We start from the raw sequence: 14152 nt of genomic DNA on the forward strand, positions 1-14152 counted from the left end.
ACAAGTAGGTGCAGTAACGTAGGCGTTAATCGTCTGCAGCGTAGGGATACGTGCCGGCGACGTTGTGCATGAAGGGATCTCCTTCGTCATCGAACAGGTTCGAGTCTGTCTCCAGAACGAATGGGACACCGTTGTCGACGTGGCGTGCGGGTCCCGTGCGGCTCCTGACCATGGTCACTGCGTTCTTGACGAACATGCCCAGCGATACGAGCAGCAATGCAGCCATCAGCAGAGTTTCATTACCCAACACAATGATTCCCGCGCCGGCAACGAGGGCGAGCGGACAGCCAATGAAGAACGCTGCAGTTGAGTTCTTGAAGTGCGTCAGGCCCAGCGCCAGTGAAACGTATCCGGCGATCAATGCCGTGTAGCTGATGGCCATCGGAACGCCGTGCATAACGGGTGAGACGAAACCAACCCCCAGGAAGATCAGCAGAATGACCAGCGCGTGGCGAACGAACATGAGGCCGGCGACGGTGGACAAGGACTCCTCAAGCTCCCACATGGCCATCAACGGCTGACGCAGGCGCGGCGCCTTAACTAATTCGCCCAGGGCGTCCACCTGGATCATCATGTTCTTGGCAGCGATCCTGCTCGGCGGGGCCGCAGCCAGGTCCTGGATCCTCTGCGCGCAGCGCTTGAAGTCCGCGGAAACGCCATCCAGGGCAGAGATGTCCAACTCGGCCAAGTCAAGGTTGCCCGGACGAAGTCCAAGATACTTGCCAATCAGCGCTTCTGCGCGATTAGCCCCTGCTCGGATGACTCGGTCGAAGTCCATTTCACGCGCCCTTGTAGATCGATTCCGTAGAGAGTACCCGAGTGCGGGAAAGTGCAAACCAGCCCTAATGACTTACCGGCCAAAACTGCATGCGCTTTCCCGTGCGGCTATTCGCGCCGTCGCGGATTCAGTGATTCGGCGTAGGTAGATTCTACGCCCTCGATGATGCCGGCAGCGGGGGCGCCTGCTGCCGGTGAGGAATCTTCCGCGACGAAAAATCGGCCACCTGGTAGCGCAGGCTCTCTCGATTTACTGTCCGGCCGCTTGGCGGTTCGCGCTGCGCTATCAAAGTCCTTGAGCCCCACAACCTTCGGCCGGCGATCTCCACGTAGAACGAAAAACGGTAGATTTGCATGCAGCATTGCGTCGTAGCGACTGCTCTCGGAGAACCAAAGCATGCAGCGAGGATGAGGTGCGACCAGCTTGGGGACATCGAGGAGGTCATCCTCAGCCATGTTCGAGAGCCCTCGGAGATCCAGCCACTGGGGCGTTTGCTCCAGCTGGATCCCTCCAGTGGAAACTCGCTCGTTTGCCTCGGCCAGCAGCAGTTCACGCACCTGGGCAACGCGGATTTTTTCCTTGCCGGAAGTGTGGCCAGCCCATGTAAACGTGATCTGTCTTGGCGAGGCGTCGAACACTTGGATCGTTCGCTTGAGTTGATTGAGGGAAAAATTTCTCCCTAGAGCCTGTCGCATGATGTGCGACCTCCGGCTGATGGAGACATTGCGGAACTGGCGCTCTGCTTCAATCGCCCTTTCCAACTCCGCCTTGCGCCGATTCACCGCCCTCCCCTCTGCCAGGATTGACGATGACAAGATGAAGTAACCCGGTAGTCGCATGACCGTACCTGGCGCTTGGCCAAGGTCACGCTTGAACTCCTTGAATGCAGCCAGAGCTGCACCTACCGCCTCCTCGCCTGTTAGATGCTTCACCGGGATTTGCTTCGGAGTCTTCTGCTCCTGCAGAAGCGGTAACTCCCAAACTGCCCCCTCCTCCACCAGGCTGGGCCAGCGTTCATTGAAGGTCGCTACTGCGTGCAGTAATTCGGCGTAAGCGTCGGCGATCGCCTGTGTCATTCCCTCACCTCAATAATACCACCCCTTTACATATTGTAACGGACGCTCCCTGGAATTTCCTGCCCTCCCCTGTTAACAGGGCCGGGGGAGTCAGCATCATCCATGCCTAAAGTGAGGGGGTGGTATTAATCAGTCAAGGGACCTTATTTCGCGATGCCATTCGCGTGTTCTGCGTGCAGCCTCTTTCCAGTTTGATGCATGAGAGGAATGTATGGCTCGTTTGAGTTCTGCTTTGGTTGCCCCGGCGGCGATGACATCTTCAAATCCGTGTCGAACCACAACGTAAGGCATTCGCCCTCTCCTCTCTGCCAGCATTTTCAGAGCAGCAATTCGTACTGCCAGCAAGAAGCTGTCCGTGCGATCGGTGGGCTTCAAACGACGAATGAACATGCACCCTCTTCGGTATTTGCTCATCGATCGGTCGCCGGCAGCGGGTTGTGCAAGCGGTCGAACCGTTCCAAAGCCGCGAGGCTGGTAGCCGCGGCCATTACCAGATTCTGCCGTTGGTGCTTGAACTTGAGGCTGGCCTGGTCCCAGGGCCAGAATGGGCGGATCGTCCGTATCAAGTCCGCAGCCCCCATCGCATAGCACCCAGCTGCCCGGGCCAACTCAGCAACTGACAAGCGATCGTCGTGCGCAGAAGTGAATCCTTCCTCATCCTGCTGGCGCCGGCGCTCACGGATTACGTCCAGGAGCGCGGCCGTCATCTCCTGGCCCGACGTGCCTGCGATGATTCGCAGCATCCCCAGTACACCACTCTTCCTAGGCATCATTGAGGGCTGACGTCCGATGGCTGCCCAGATTTCTGTCAGCGTCACCACTCCTTCGTCTTCCACCAGGGGCGCTCGTTCTTCAGCTGTGTTTGCCTGCAGTGCTGCAGACAACATTTCCGCACAGCGCATCCTAAGACCAGGACTCTCGTCCAGCGTCCTGAGCATCCATGCAGCCGCTTTAACTACCCCTGCCAAAGTCAGATTTGCGGTCCAGCCCCCCTTCTGCACGTTTTCAGCCTCCGACTGCTCTGCGAGCAGATCTGGAAGTGAATCTCCAATTCTGCCCATCAGTTCGTCGAGCTTTGCATGCCATTGCGGGTCCACCGCGTTCTCCTTGCATTGGGCAACCTCCCACAAGAGCTGGATTGCCTGGTGCAGCAGGACAACCTCTGGTTGGGGAACTACCGATGGTGTTGACAGGGAAGCAGTCGAGGTCGGAACACCAGGTCTTGAAGCGAGGGCTTGGTACATAGGCGTTATCCTTCGAGCCAATTTTCAGATCGCCGAGCGGCTGACTACTCATCAGGCTAAATATCGCTTTGGAAATCCCAAGGGCGGGACAACACCAAGCTTCCGAGATCGCCGCGATCGCAGGTCAGCTTTTCCTCCCTAAAAATGGCTGGAAATCAGATTGCCAGGAGCTGGCAAGGGATTTCTCAGCAGTGCAACGCTTCTGCTGCATTCACGCTTGGGTTGCTCAACATTCGCAATAGTCTGGGTCTACAACTGGATGCAGCAACGAGGATGAAATGGGAAATACTGATCCGGAACTTGAATTCGCTGGACCAGCAACTCAGCCAAGCGGATTGGTTGCTCTTTGCGAGCAAGGCATCGTCTCGTCGCTCTCAAGATTTCTTGCAGAGGGTGTCGACGTCGGGGGTGTTCACCTGGTGAGAACTATTGCAGTTGTTTCCTTGGACCTTGGGACTGCCGGCGCCTTCCCTATCGTGATGATTGATCATCATGACGATGACGACGAAGCGATGAGATTTTCTGTTGCCGTATTTTCTGCCCTCAGGAACCAGGGTAAAGCGAGTTCCGAGCAGGTCGCTCGATGGCGACGTGCGCTGTTCGCGGTTGTCCCGAACTACTAGCATTGGCCTTAGAATGACAACGGATGACGGCAGCTACTTGGACCGACACTCGGCGGCTGTTCCTGCCTAACGACAAAACGACTACAAATTACGGCACCTATTCATTTCGGTTGCCTGCCTGGATTGGCAAACGACAGCCCTACAACGAATGACGGCCAGATGCCGGGTATAAAAAAAACCGGCTATGCCGGGTTTTGATGTTGCTACTAGCAACACTTCTCAATGCATCTCAGCGTCCGCCATCTCATGATCCTCATTCAGCAGCTCGCCAAATGCGTCAGATAGCGGCGTGTCGCTGTCCCAGCTCCCAGGAATGAATTCGGGTTGGTCAGGCAGAACCAATGGCATCTGCACTGCGTCCTTAAAGGCAAATTTGATTGCCTTCACCTTGCGCCCGGCCTTCTGCAACTCGTAGGTCACGATCAGACCACTCTTGGCCTCCAGCTCCTTAACCGCAGGATCAATTACCCGCTGCCGCAGGTTGTTGAACCGCTCGTAGGCTCCGTCTAACCCAAGGGCCTCGCGCAGCCGATCTACTTCGATGTGCGCCCAGCCTGTACTCCGGAACTGCATCAGCATTTCGAACAGTCGATAGCTGTTGGTCGACTCAAGCTGGGCGACTCTGCGGAGATCGTAGGTGGTTACCCGTTTGGTCAAGTGCGAGAGGTATGGCATCACGTGAACGGTGAAGTACAGATCCACCCGCCCTTCCCCCGTCACGTACTTCGCACGATCAACCCAGCGCTTCCGGTCCATCCCTTTGTTGTCGTAGGTCTTGATGTCCCGCTCGTAAAGGGAGTCCGCGGCTTCCTTCATGTACTCGTAGCAGTGACGGAGTGGGATGCCGTAGATCTTGGCAAAGTCGGAGGCATAAACACTGATCACCTTCTCCATCGGCTTGCGCGGATCCTGCTTACAGATGGCAGCCAGTACCAAGCGCTGCTCTTGCAAGGTCAGTTTGTACGAAGCCTGGATAAGGTCATTGGACTTGGAAACACGTAGCGGCCGCTGGTCCTTATCCTTCGATTTAGAACCAGGTTGTTCTTGCTCGATGTTCGCGGTCATTTGGGCTCCCCCCGTATGCCGCATAGACTACCGGCACTTAGCTTTGTAGTCGATAGACCGCATGTAAGGTCGGGCTGGACATTTCAACAGCCGGAAATCGTAGTCGCTGGCTCATTGGATTCGACTTCAGATTCCGGCTATTGAAGTACAAGCATATGATTTCCTTATCACTTTGTTCCTCCTGGAACCCTAACCACGCCTTCAATGCCAGGATACGTACCGGAATCTGTAGTCGATGCGATCCATCGAGGCTCTCAAACCTCTTGGTCGCGCCTCCGCTACCGGGATCTGTAGTCGTGACTGGGACAGAACTCACTGAAGTCACAGCCGGTTTCTGTAGTCGCTTAGCAATGAGCCGGAATCTGTAGTCGATTGCCGCTGAGGGATTTCCCCAGTGCTAATACCGGAATCTGTAGTCGAGTCATGAAGCCATCCTTTTTCCGGCCGCGATCCCATATCAACTCACAGCCGGAATCCGTAGTCGATTAGATATTATCCTTATAAAACAGATAGTTAGGCATTGCCGACAGGGCGCCAAAGCTGTACTCGCTGCTTTCCTGCAAAAATTCGGTTAGAAATGAACCAACGCTTTAGCCTGATCGTGCAGCTGATGGTGATCCTGGCCTAGTTCAAGACCTAGCCATACCCGGAATGTGTAGTCGTAAGAGCTCCGAGAATGCGGAGCCGGAATTCGTAGTCGATTCAGGCAATCCCTAGTGCCGCATGGGTTACGCCCATTTCAGTTCTGGGATTCCATGCGCGAGCCGGAATCTGTAGTCGATGAACACAGATACAGGGTCGCCCCTGCCGGAATCTGTAGTCGTAATCTCGATTCAGAGCTACATCGGCCCGGAATCTGTAGTCGTTACGATGTCAAAGTGGCCAAAATTCACTCAGCATGAAACGCCTACCGCCCTATCAGTCATAATTCGGTCTTCCGACCTTCGCCAAGGGCCCGTTTCAGTCACACACGCTGCTCAAAATTGGTGCATGACCTGTGGATAACAGCCGGTAGATGTAGCTTTTCGCGCCGGATACTGTAGTCGTGAACCCGCGATCCGTAGTCGTAAGCAGGGAATCTGTAGTCGTAATACCGGTTCTTGTAGTCGATACCCTTCTGAAAGCTCCGCCCCACAAGGCCTCCAGCCTGCTAAAAACAAGAGAAAAACAAGAAAAAACAAGAGAAAAACAAGCTCTAAAAAGGTTTCTGAGGGTTGGCGGTTCAGCGCTTGAGCAAGATTTTTCAATTCGGGCCGAAATTCGGTCAGAAAAGGCCGCTACCGCCCTACCCCACTCCCCAGAATTGTCCGGAACACCCCAATCCGGAGCTCCTGGATGTCTGCAGAAGAAAAACAGCCACTAGAGCGATTCCTGGAAGCGCTCACTTTGATCACGCCTCACAAAGCAGAGGCGCAGCACGGCGCCAATCATCTTCATCATTGCGTTCAAGTCGGCGGTACCACCGCTTCGGATGTACAGAAAGCTATGAAGATCATCGATGAAATCGGTATTTCCTACACCGGCGGCCCTGTTTACGGTCTGAACGACTGGGAGCTCAAGACGGAAGGACTCCATGATGTACAGCTATCCTTCAATTCGCGGGGAATTCTCGACGTTGCCTTAGCGAAAATCGACACACCCTACTTTGAACCCATCCTGGAACGGCTCAATGAGCAACTGGATGTGGTGACAGAGATTGAGGGCCAGACCGGTTTCACGTCAGTAACCTATCGACAGGGCGATCTCGAGGTGACCCTCGAGAATGATGGTCTGAGCGATCGTTTCTCCATCACGGTCTCAACCTTCGGCTACAGAGCAGATCGGGCTCTGCTTCCACGTTATGCCTAGTAATCTGAGTTAAGTTCAGGTTTTCGCGCATAAATCAGACGAAAGCCTGAACTGAAAGCTTTGGGTTTTGGAAATCCGGAACTATGATCTCCTTCGATGCACAACTTGATGCCGAAGGTGGATGATGAATACGCACGTCGAACACGAAGAAGAGATGCAAAACTACGTCGACTGGGAGCAGGTCTACTACACACCCCAGTTCGCAGCGGATTGCTTTGGGTTGACCACCAGAAGGCTTAAGGATATCGAGGAAGAAAACGGCATCGATATTCCTCGTGTCCCCCGCGGTACGGTGACTACTCGCGCGTATCGTCCTTCTGATCTCTTCAAGATTGCAGCGGTTCGTCGCCAGCGGGGTTACACGAAACCTCTGCAGAAGCAGGTCGTAATTTCTGTATTCATTCATAAGGGCGGAACAGCCAAGTCGACCAACGCCACCAACCTGGCTATTCAACTTCAGCTTTCCGGGCAACGTGTCTTAGTCATCGATAACGATCCTCAAGGGGACACGTCGAGTATGTTCGACTACGACGCTGACCTCAGTTATGAGGATCTTGAGGCCTTTGGGATTCCCAAGGACCGAATTGTCGATGGCCACTTGGGCAACCTAATCGCTCCCCTCCTCCGCATGAAGCCGTTTGAGACCAAGACCCTCGAACAGGTAGTCAAAATGCCCTTCGGCGCCGATGGTCCTCACATCATTCCCGCTGACAACTCGCTCGAGGATCTGAGCATCGCACTGGATGCTGCAAATAACCCCGATTTTTGGTACTCGGAATGGATCAAGGCTGGTAACTCCGGGAAGCTTCCAAACTGCGATCTTTCGGTGTACGACGTGATCATTTTCGACAATGCACCGGCAGCATCGAGGCTGACGAAGAACTCAGTAGCTGCTTGTGACCTGCAGCTCTGCCCCATTCGTATGGATAAGCTTTCGTTCCGCGCACTGAATCGCCTGAATGACTGGCTGCTGCGCTTTGCTGAGGATTACAAACGAAGTCCCGCTCTGGCCGTTATTCCAACAATGTTCATCCGTAATCGGCCGCGAATTCTTCAGCACCTTGCCCTGCTCAACGAGTACTTCCCTGGACGAGTTACGCAGGAAAACCTGTATTTCTCAGAAGACTATTCGAAGGCCATGGATCAAGGGTTTCCTTTGCTCCTCTGGAGGAACGCTAAGTCCGATACCTTGGAAGCAGCTCGCAAGGTGTACCAGGAGATCCTTCAAGTCGTTCAGAAGATCGGCCAGGCCTCTTGAGATGGGTGTTGCTAGTAGCAACACTGGCCAAGGCGGACATCAAGAGAATCGAAAATCCGCCCTCGCCTCCGGCTGTTGCTAGTAGCAACACTGAAGCAGAAAGCGTGGTCAAACGAACTGTTGCTAGTAGCAACACTCACCAGCATTAGGCAGCTGATGAATGACGAACTGCGCAGAATCCAGCGGCTGTTGCTAGTAGCAACACCCCTAAGGAGAAAAAGATGAAGTCGAGCGACTATCCAGGTCGAGCGAAACCAAGTGGCATGGTTGGGGTACGAAAACCCGCCCGGGTAGTTGGTGATGGCGAGAGTCCAGCACAAGCACCAACGCCAAGCCCCATTACACCGGTACAAGAAAATACTTTAATCCAACCTATGGAAGGGGAGTTCATCCTCGCTAGTGAGGCAGCGCTCCAAGATATCGGTGTAGACCAGATCGTCCGGTCACCATACCAGCCGCGCCTAACTTTTAATGAACAAGCCCTAGAGGAGCTCGCAAACTCGATCCAAGCCATGGGCCTGGCGAAGCCCATCCTGGTCAGACCTCTCCCAAACGGCATGTACGAGTTAGTCGGAGGGGAACGCAGATGGCGCGCAACGAAGCTGCTGGGTCTGTCGAAAATTTCAGCAATAGTCCGTCCGATGACCGATACGGTCGCAATGGTCCTAGCCCTGACTGACAATGAGCAAGAAGACCTGACTGACTATGAGCGGGGGAGGGCGTACCAAAACGCTCTGGAAAGCGGAGATACGTCACAACGCGCACTCGCACGCCAACTCGGCATCAACGTCTCGTCTGTAAGCCGCTGCGTTGCAATGATGTCTCTCCCGGATTCAGTTAAGGCTATCCTTGATGATAAGCCATGGCTGATCACGCTTAACTACGCTCCGAAGTTCGTCGCCTTTGGTGAGCAAGATCCTCAAAAGCTCAGCGACGTGGTGAAGAAAATGGCGGAGGAGGGCATGCAGCAGGAAGCTGCGCTGCGCTACCTGGCAAAGCCGGAATCCCCTCAGTCACCAAGACACAGAATTCAAGTTCAAACCATACAAGGCATTGGGAAACTGAAGGTTGCAGGTGAGAAGCTGGAGCTCACTATCGAAAAAAGCATCAATCCCGAAAAGCTAAACTCCAAACTCCAGGAGTTTCTTGCTTCGCTCGATGCCACAGAGCTTCAGGCTGGAGATTGAAAATGGGACTGATTAAGATCCGGCACGATAACGGGGCAGAGGAGGTTTTGAGTGCGGAAGCGCTCAAGACCAATGCGATCCTGTCGATAAGCAAGGGCAGATTCGTCATTGCGTTTGAAAGCATGTCAGGGGTGTCGATTCTGGTGGACCCAGAGTTGCCGGAGCGCTTCGTGATGACGCTGCCTTCAGACAAACAGGAAAGTAACCCTACAATAACTGGGGATATATCAGAAATTGATGGCCTTGAAGATGTCATCATTTCCATCACAAAATCGCTTCAAAGCAGGGGAGGGGAGGAAGCTCTTCTGCATTAGTTCGGTTACATGCTATTTCGAACGTAAAAGTTGCAGGAAATAAGCCGACAAGTATTTGACGATATTTTAACGTCGGTCGTTAGATCATTTTTACAGGAAATGAGATACGAATCGCGGTAATGGCAATTGGTCATTACCTGAAGTTTTGTAATATATTGTCTTAGCGTCACAAGGAGCGACGCATGAAACTGCCATACGCTCGAGGAACCGGCCGAGACAAACCATGAACAGCTCGAAAACGCCACACGTCGTACGGAGGATGCCGTACTGGGAAAACCCGCCGGAGCCAGGCCAGGACTTGCGTGAGCTCCAATGGGGCGTGTTGGAAGTACTTTCCGACAACTCCGTGCAATTCGTCAAAACTGAACCTGATCCCCAGGCTCTGCAGGCCCTCATCGACGAAATAGAGTCGATGTCAAACCAACAGTAGAGTCGGACCAATTTCCTGCAATATTGTTGCTGAAAAAGAATCAAACTTTATCCAGCGACAACATAGGCTGCATCGAAGACCAACCATGGGAGCCTTCGATGCAGACCTCGGTCCTTGATACCACCCATTCGCTAATATCTTCCCGCTCCTATCGGGGGCTGACTACGACGGCTTTAAGGGCGATGTCCAGGAGCAAGGTCAGCTCGAACCCATCATCCTGCTCGAAGGCAAGATTCTCGACGGCCGCAATCGCTACCGGGTCTGCTTAGAGTTAGGAATGGATCCGATAACCAAGGATTTTGAAGGTGATGATCCGCTCGCCTTTGTCGTCGCTCTAAATCTCCGTCGGAGGCACCTGACGACAGCACAGCGGGCTTTGATAGCTGTTGAGCTGGCCAAACCCCCGAAAGGCGATAGCGATGCAACAGAGCAATCTGCGCGCATCCTCCTTCCAAACGCCGCAAAGACGATGAATGTCTCCCCGAGATCCGTCTCATCCGCAAAGCGAGTTATGCGGGATGGAGCTCCTAAGCTCGTTAGTGCGGTAAAAAACGGTGAGGTGAGCATCTCGATCGCTGAGCAGTTGGCGAAGCTCCCCATCCACCAGCAGGACGAACTGTGTGACCGAGGCACCAAAGCGCTGCGCTTGGCTGCACAGCGTATGAAGCAGCCGAAGAACGACTCGGTAGACTGTTTCTCCCAAGCCGCTCCAGAACACCGAGAAGACCCCCAACCAGAAAAACTTGCGTTGCTACCTTCTGTCGACACGAGCGCAAAGTCAGAGCTTTCAAGAAAGCCATCTGCACTGCTCCTCTTCGAACTTGCTGATTCTGGAATGCAAGAGGGGCGGGAAGCAGCAAGTGTGGTCGAGGAGATTCTCGACGCAGTCGACGAAGGTCTAGATCTGCAGCTGCTGGCATTCACAACTGAGGTAGCAGTGCTACTCAGAGACAGAATTAGGAGCCGGGTCTACCGGCGATAATTTTTTGTTGGGATTCATCCCTGGTGTGATTGGATAAAGGTGACGGTGGAATGAAGTCACTGACATCACAACGGATGTAACCGAAAAGGCATAGCAAAGGAATAATGAGGTGTCGCATGATTCAGCAGATTCAAGTTACAGTTAAGTACCCTGCATACATCGCTTTCGGCATCCTCTTTGGTTACAGCGTAGCCATCTGGATCGGAGCAATCTGAACAAAGTCGTGGCGAACCATAATCGTTTTTTATAAGATCGAAAGACTTTAAGGAGGACTCCATGTCTATCGTTCACGAATATCGCAATACCGAATCTGAGATTGAACGTCTTCAACAGCACCTGGAGAAGCTCAAAGGAAGTGAGCAGCTGCAGAAGGGGCTCGAGTTCGAGAAGAAGCTTCGTGATCTCATGGAGAAACATCAGAAATCGCTGCGCGATGTGATCAGCCTTCTCGATCCGGATAGCAAGCTGAAAGGTCAGGTGACCAGCGGCCAGGCTGACTCCCGTCGCAAACCCCGTCAGCTGAAAACCTATAAGAACCCCCATAACGGGGAAGTCATCGAAACTAAGGGTGGCAACCACACTGGCCTGAAAGCCTGGAAGGCAGAGTACGGTGCAGAAGTCGTAGATAGTTGGCTTCAGTAACATTATCGAATCGACAAAAGGCCGAAAGGCCTTTTGTCGTTTATAGGGGTTGAGAAATGCAACCTGGAAAATCGAAACAGATTCTGGTGATCAACGGTCTGAATCGCCCCGGCTTTCCTAGACACTCTCCAAGCTTTGGAAGTAGCGCTTTTCAAACTCCACTGGCGATAGCTGCATAGCGCTGCTGTGCCGGCGTTTGGGGTTATAAAACATCTCGATGTAATCGAACACATCACTGCGGGCTTCTTCGCGGGTGCCGTAGGTTTTCCGTCGGATGCGCTCCCGCTTCAGCAACTGGAAAAAGCTTTCCGCTACCGCGTTGTCGTGGCAGTTGCCACGTCGACTCATGCTGCTGCTTAGGTTGTTAGCCTTGAGGAAACTCTGCCAGTCCGAACTGCTGAACTGGCTACCCTGGTCGGAGTGGATCATCACTTCCTGCTTGGGCTTGCGCCGCCACACCGCCATCAGCAGGGCATCGATGGCCAGGTCGCTGCACATTCGTGACTTCATCGACCAGCCGATCACCTGGCGTGAAAACAGATCTAGCACTACCGCTAAGTACAACCAGCCCTCATAGGTCCGGATGTAGGTGATGTCGGTGACCCAGACCTTGTTCGGCTCACTGACGTTGAACTGCCGCTCCAGGCGATTGGGCGAAGCCACCGCCGGCCGGCCGCCATAATAGCCGGGATGCCGCCGATAGCCGGTTTGTGAGCGCAGCCCTTCTCCCCGCATCAGGCGAGCCACGCGGTGCCGGCCACAGGACTCCCCCAGCTCACGCAGGTCGTCGTGAATCTTGCGATAGCCGTAGACCCCACCGCTTTCCAGCCAGGCGTGTTTGATCAACCCGAGCAGGCGCTGATCTTCCTTGGCGCGCACGGATTTCGGCTCGGCCAGCCAGGCGTAGTAACCGCTGGGATGCACTTTCAGGGTCTGGCAGAGGCGTCGAACCGGGTACTCCACCGACAGCTTGCTGATGACGGCGTACTTCAGCCGCACTCCTTGGCAAAGTACGCGGCGGCCTTTTTTAGAATGTCTCGCTCTTCGGTCACTCGCTTGAGTTCGGCGCGCAGACGACGCAGTTCGGCCTGCTGATCGTCTTCTTGCTGCCGCTGCTCCTGGGGCTTGCTGTAGCGCTTGATCCAGACATACAGGCTGTGCACCGACATGCCTAACCGCGCTGCCACCTCGGCTACGGGGAGGCCGCGCTCAGTCACTTGCTTGACCGCTTCGATTTTGAATTCTTCGGGGTAACGCTGGTTGCTCATGGCACCTCCTAATGGGCCTCATTATGAGGCTTGGAGGTGTCTACGAAACTAGGGGCGATTCAGAGTGCGAGCCGAAAGAATTCGAACTTGGCGCTAAGAATGAGACTAGACAATGCACATTCGTAGGAAGCTATTGTGCAAGCAAGTCGATTGGGGGCTGCATCGAAAAGCGTGATGCATATTGCTGCTTTGGATCGGTAGTAGGACGAATTATCCAAGAGCAAGGGCGCAAGCAGCTAGGTTTGAATTTTGGCGAGGCTGAAAGTCCAAGTTGCGAAGGCCTAACTCCTGCGCAGCTTCAGCAACTCGATTGGTCTAAAATAGACCTCTCTGAATGGATCGGAATGCTGAGCATCACTGGGAACCTTCCCACAGTAAACTCAGTGACCCTCACGAACTTGACGGGTAATGGAAGTGAGTTGAATGACATATTCAATGACGGCACGGGCCGCGCTGATACAGTTGAGCGCAACGTAGAGCGGCTAAAAGATGTAGATGTTGATTCTGTGAAGAAGAATGCCGCTCAACAAATGCAGCCGGTTAAGTGAAAAAAAAGCCCCGCACAGCGGGGCTTTTAATTATTTGCTCACAAACCGGAATGTTTGTGCTCCGTTGAATACGCCAGCTGGAAGTACTTCTTTCGAATACTTGGAGCCGGGGTAGTAAAGGTAGAACCAGTCCGGGAGATTCTTTGCAAGCTCAGCCATAGCCTGGGGCGCCGTAAGATTGTGCCGGCTTTCATCCACAGGAAGCTGTGTCGGGAAAACGAACACCGGACCGTAGACCTGCCGGCTTTTCATGAATGCTGGGCCTGGAACCGGGCCCTTATCAAGCTGCAGAGGCTGACCCAGGTAGTATTCCTTCATGCTTGCATAAGCGATCTTGGCGCTCCAGCCATAGGGATATTTCGCCGTAGTGGTCGGGATCGAGGCCAGGTCAGTTTTAAAGACGCGCTGGCGAGCCTGCTCCCACTCTTTGGCCACAAGTGCTGTTGCTGCTTCTGGTGTCGACGCAAGCTCTGCAGGGACCCAGGCAGCGATCTGGGGAAGGCCTTCTGCGGGCGAGCCGCCGCCACCCAGGAGGAATAGCCCGAGCCCAAGGCCGGCCGATGGGCCCACAGCCAGATCACCTGCGCCGGAGCTGACGTTCACACCTTGGCTTTGTCCTTGGGCCTTGCCCAACAACTCCTTCGGAATGTCACGTTGACCCTTGAGTCCCATGGCGTCAAAGACCGTTAGTGCGTCGGACCATTGCTGACGTGGCACCGTCTGCGGGTCAGGCAATGGGGCTTGTTGCTGCGTAGTGGCGCAACCAACTATCGCAGTCACAAAGCTTATTAGTGCAAGTCGCTGAAGCATTGGGAAAACTCCTTAAGTCGTAACTCCATGCGGATCGAGAGAATACAGATCATTGCAGTACATGGATAGCATGATGGAC

15 protein-coding genes and 1 pseudogene are annotated in these 14152 nt (G+C 54.0%); 9 read left to right on the forward strand and 7 right to left on the reverse strand.

Translation table 11 applies throughout. From position 1 onward, the window contains the following. Positions 1-25 precede the first annotated feature (25 nt). The 4 genes from IB273_RS30635 to IB273_RS30650 form a co-directional block, all read right to left on the reverse strand. Positions 26-778: a hypothetical protein gene (locus tag IB273_RS30635; protein WP_192225766.1), complete on the reverse strand. Its 753-nt coding sequence runs from the start codon at positions 776-778 to the stop codon at positions 26-28. Positions 779-885: 107 nt separating this feature from the next. Beyond that, entirely contained in the window at positions 886-1854 is a 969-nt protein-coding gene (locus IB273_RS30640) for a DNA replication terminus site-binding protein (RefSeq protein ID WP_192225767.1), read from the reverse strand. Between the two features lie 129 nt (positions 1855-1983). Then, entirely contained in the window at positions 1984-2244 is a 261-nt protein-coding gene (locus IB273_RS30645) for a hypothetical protein (RefSeq protein WP_192225768.1), read from the reverse strand. Between the two features lie 20 nt (positions 2245-2264). Then, a complete protein-coding gene (locus IB273_RS30650) occupies positions 2265-3098 on the reverse strand; it encodes a hypothetical protein (RefSeq protein WP_192225769.1) in 834 nt (277 codons plus the stop codon). A 278-nt stretch (positions 3099-3376) separates the two neighbouring features. Between IB273_RS30650 and IB273_RS30655 the strand changes: the two genes are divergently transcribed. Further along, a complete protein-coding gene (locus IB273_RS30655) occupies positions 3377-3721 on the forward strand; it encodes a hypothetical protein (RefSeq protein WP_192225770.1) in 345 nt (114 codons plus the stop codon). Between the two features lie 219 nt (positions 3722-3940). On the opposite strand, the gene IB273_RS30660 is transcribed toward IB273_RS30655, so the two are convergent. Beyond that, positions 3941-4786, reverse strand: a complete 846-nt coding sequence (locus tag IB273_RS30660; protein WP_024766578.1) for a replication initiation protein — start codon at positions 4784-4786, stop codon at positions 3941-3943. A gap of 1335 nt (positions 4787-6121) precedes the next feature. On the opposite strand from IB273_RS30660, the gene IB273_RS30665 reads away from it, so the two are divergent. From IB273_RS30665 to IB273_RS30690, 6 genes are all read left to right on the forward strand, one after another. Beyond that, positions 6122-6634: a hypothetical protein gene (locus IB273_RS30665; RefSeq protein ID WP_192225771.1), complete on the forward strand. Its 513-nt coding sequence runs from the start codon at positions 6122-6124 to the stop codon at positions 6632-6634. A gap of 124 nt (positions 6635-6758) precedes the next feature. Continuing rightward, positions 6759-7892 (forward strand): ParA family protein, encoded by a 1134-nt coding sequence (locus IB273_RS30670; protein ID WP_024766580.1) that lies wholly within the window; start codon positions 6759-6761, stop codon positions 7890-7892. A 221-nt stretch (positions 7893-8113) separates the two neighbouring features. Continuing rightward, positions 8114-9079, forward strand: a complete 966-nt coding sequence (locus IB273_RS30675; protein WP_192225772.1) for a ParB/RepB/Spo0J family partition protein — start codon at positions 8114-8116, stop codon at positions 9077-9079. Between the two features lie 2 nt (positions 9080-9081). Beyond that, complete coding sequence (locus IB273_RS30680; RefSeq protein WP_192225773.1) at positions 9082-9393, forward strand: hypothetical protein; 312 nt, start codon at positions 9082-9084, stop codon at positions 9391-9393. A gap of 707 nt (positions 9394-10100) precedes the next feature. Continuing rightward, a complete protein-coding gene (locus tag IB273_RS30685; protein WP_192225774.1) occupies positions 10101-10805 on the forward strand; it encodes a hypothetical protein in 705 nt (234 codons plus the stop codon). A gap of 276 nt (positions 10806-11081) precedes the next feature. Then, complete coding sequence (locus tag IB273_RS30690) at positions 11082-11447, forward strand: histone-like nucleoid-structuring protein, MvaT/MvaU family (RefSeq protein WP_192225775.1); 366 nt, start codon at positions 11082-11084, stop codon at positions 11445-11447. Positions 11448-11564: 117 nt separating this feature from the next. Here IB273_RS30690 and IB273_RS30695 read toward each other — a convergent pair. Next, positions 11565-12715, reverse strand: a protein-coding gene (locus tag IB273_RS30695; RefSeq protein WP_156160533.1) for an IS3 family transposase whose coding sequence is annotated in 2 segments (ribosomal slippage) — positions 11565-12472 and positions 12472-12715 — 1152 coding nt in all. Because the reading frame shifts where the segments join, the coding sequence is not laid out codon by codon here. A 23-nt stretch (positions 12716-12738) separates the two neighbouring features. Between IB273_RS30695 and traN the strand changes: the two are divergent. After that, positions 12739-12990 (forward strand): annotated as a pseudogene (gene traN, locus IB273_RS32060) (conjugal transfer protein TraN); the annotation flags it as partial. A 69-nt stretch (positions 12991-13059) separates the two neighbouring features. Next, complete coding sequence (locus IB273_RS31560) at positions 13060-13263, forward strand: hypothetical protein (protein WP_225610365.1); 204 nt, start codon at positions 13060-13062, stop codon at positions 13261-13263. A gap of 30 nt (positions 13264-13293) precedes the next feature. Here the strand turns inward: IB273_RS31560 and IB273_RS30705 are convergent, their stop codons facing one another. Then, positions 13294-14073: a hypothetical protein gene (locus IB273_RS30705; RefSeq protein WP_192225777.1), complete on the reverse strand. Its 780-nt coding sequence runs from the start codon at positions 14071-14073 to the stop codon at positions 13294-13296. Between the last annotated feature and the right edge of the window lie 79 nt (positions 14074-14152).

Origin of the sequence: Pseudomonas sp. PDM19, from assembly GCF_014852215.1 — a bacterium.
Lineage (GTDB): Bacteria > Pseudomonadota > Gammaproteobacteria > Pseudomonadales > Pseudomonadaceae > Pseudomonas.

Coding starts and splice junctions, on each gene's coding strand:
- IB273_RS30635 (WP_192225766.1), bottom strand. CDS start 778: ATGGACTTCGACCGAGTCATCCGAGCAGGGGCTAATCGCGCAGAAGCG.
- IB273_RS30640 (WP_192225767.1), bottom strand. CDS start 1,854: ATGACACAGGCGATCGCCGACGCTTACGCCGAATTACTGCACGCAGTA.
- IB273_RS30645 (WP_192225768.1), bottom strand. CDS start 2,244: ATGTTCATTCGTCGTTTGAAGCCCACCGATCGCACGGACAGCTTCTTG.
- IB273_RS30650 (WP_192225769.1), bottom strand. CDS start 3,098: ATGTACCAAGCCCTCGCTTCAAGACCTGGTGTTCCGACCTCGACTGCT.
- IB273_RS30655 (WP_192225770.1), top strand. CDS start 3,377: ATGGGAAATACTGATCCGGAACTTGAATTCGCTGGACCAGCAACTCAG.
- IB273_RS30660 (WP_024766578.1), bottom strand. CDS start 4,786: ATGACCGCGAACATCGAGCAAGAACAACCTGGTTCTAAATCGAAGGAT.
- IB273_RS30665 (WP_192225771.1), top strand. CDS start 6,122: ATGTCTGCAGAAGAAAAACAGCCACTAGAGCGATTCCTGGAAGCGCTC.
- IB273_RS30670 (WP_024766580.1), top strand. CDS start 6,759: ATGAATACGCACGTCGAACACGAAGAAGAGATGCAAAACTACGTCGAC.
- IB273_RS30675 (WP_192225772.1), top strand. CDS start 8,114: ATGAAGTCGAGCGACTATCCAGGTCGAGCGAAACCAAGTGGCATGGTT.
- IB273_RS30680 (WP_192225773.1), top strand. CDS start 9,082: ATGGGACTGATTAAGATCCGGCACGATAACGGGGCAGAGGAGGTTTTG.
- IB273_RS30685 (WP_192225774.1), top strand. CDS start 10,101: ATGGATCCGATAACCAAGGATTTTGAAGGTGATGATCCGCTCGCCTTT.
- IB273_RS30690 (WP_192225775.1), top strand. CDS start 11,082: ATGTCTATCGTTCACGAATATCGCAATACCGAATCTGAGATTGAACGT.
- IB273_RS31560 (WP_225610365.1), top strand. CDS start 13,060: ATGCTGAGCATCACTGGGAACCTTCCCACAGTAAACTCAGTGACCCTC.
- IB273_RS30705 (WP_192225777.1), bottom strand. CDS start 14,073: ATGCTTCAGCGACTTGCACTAATAAGCTTTGTGACTGCGATAGTTGGT.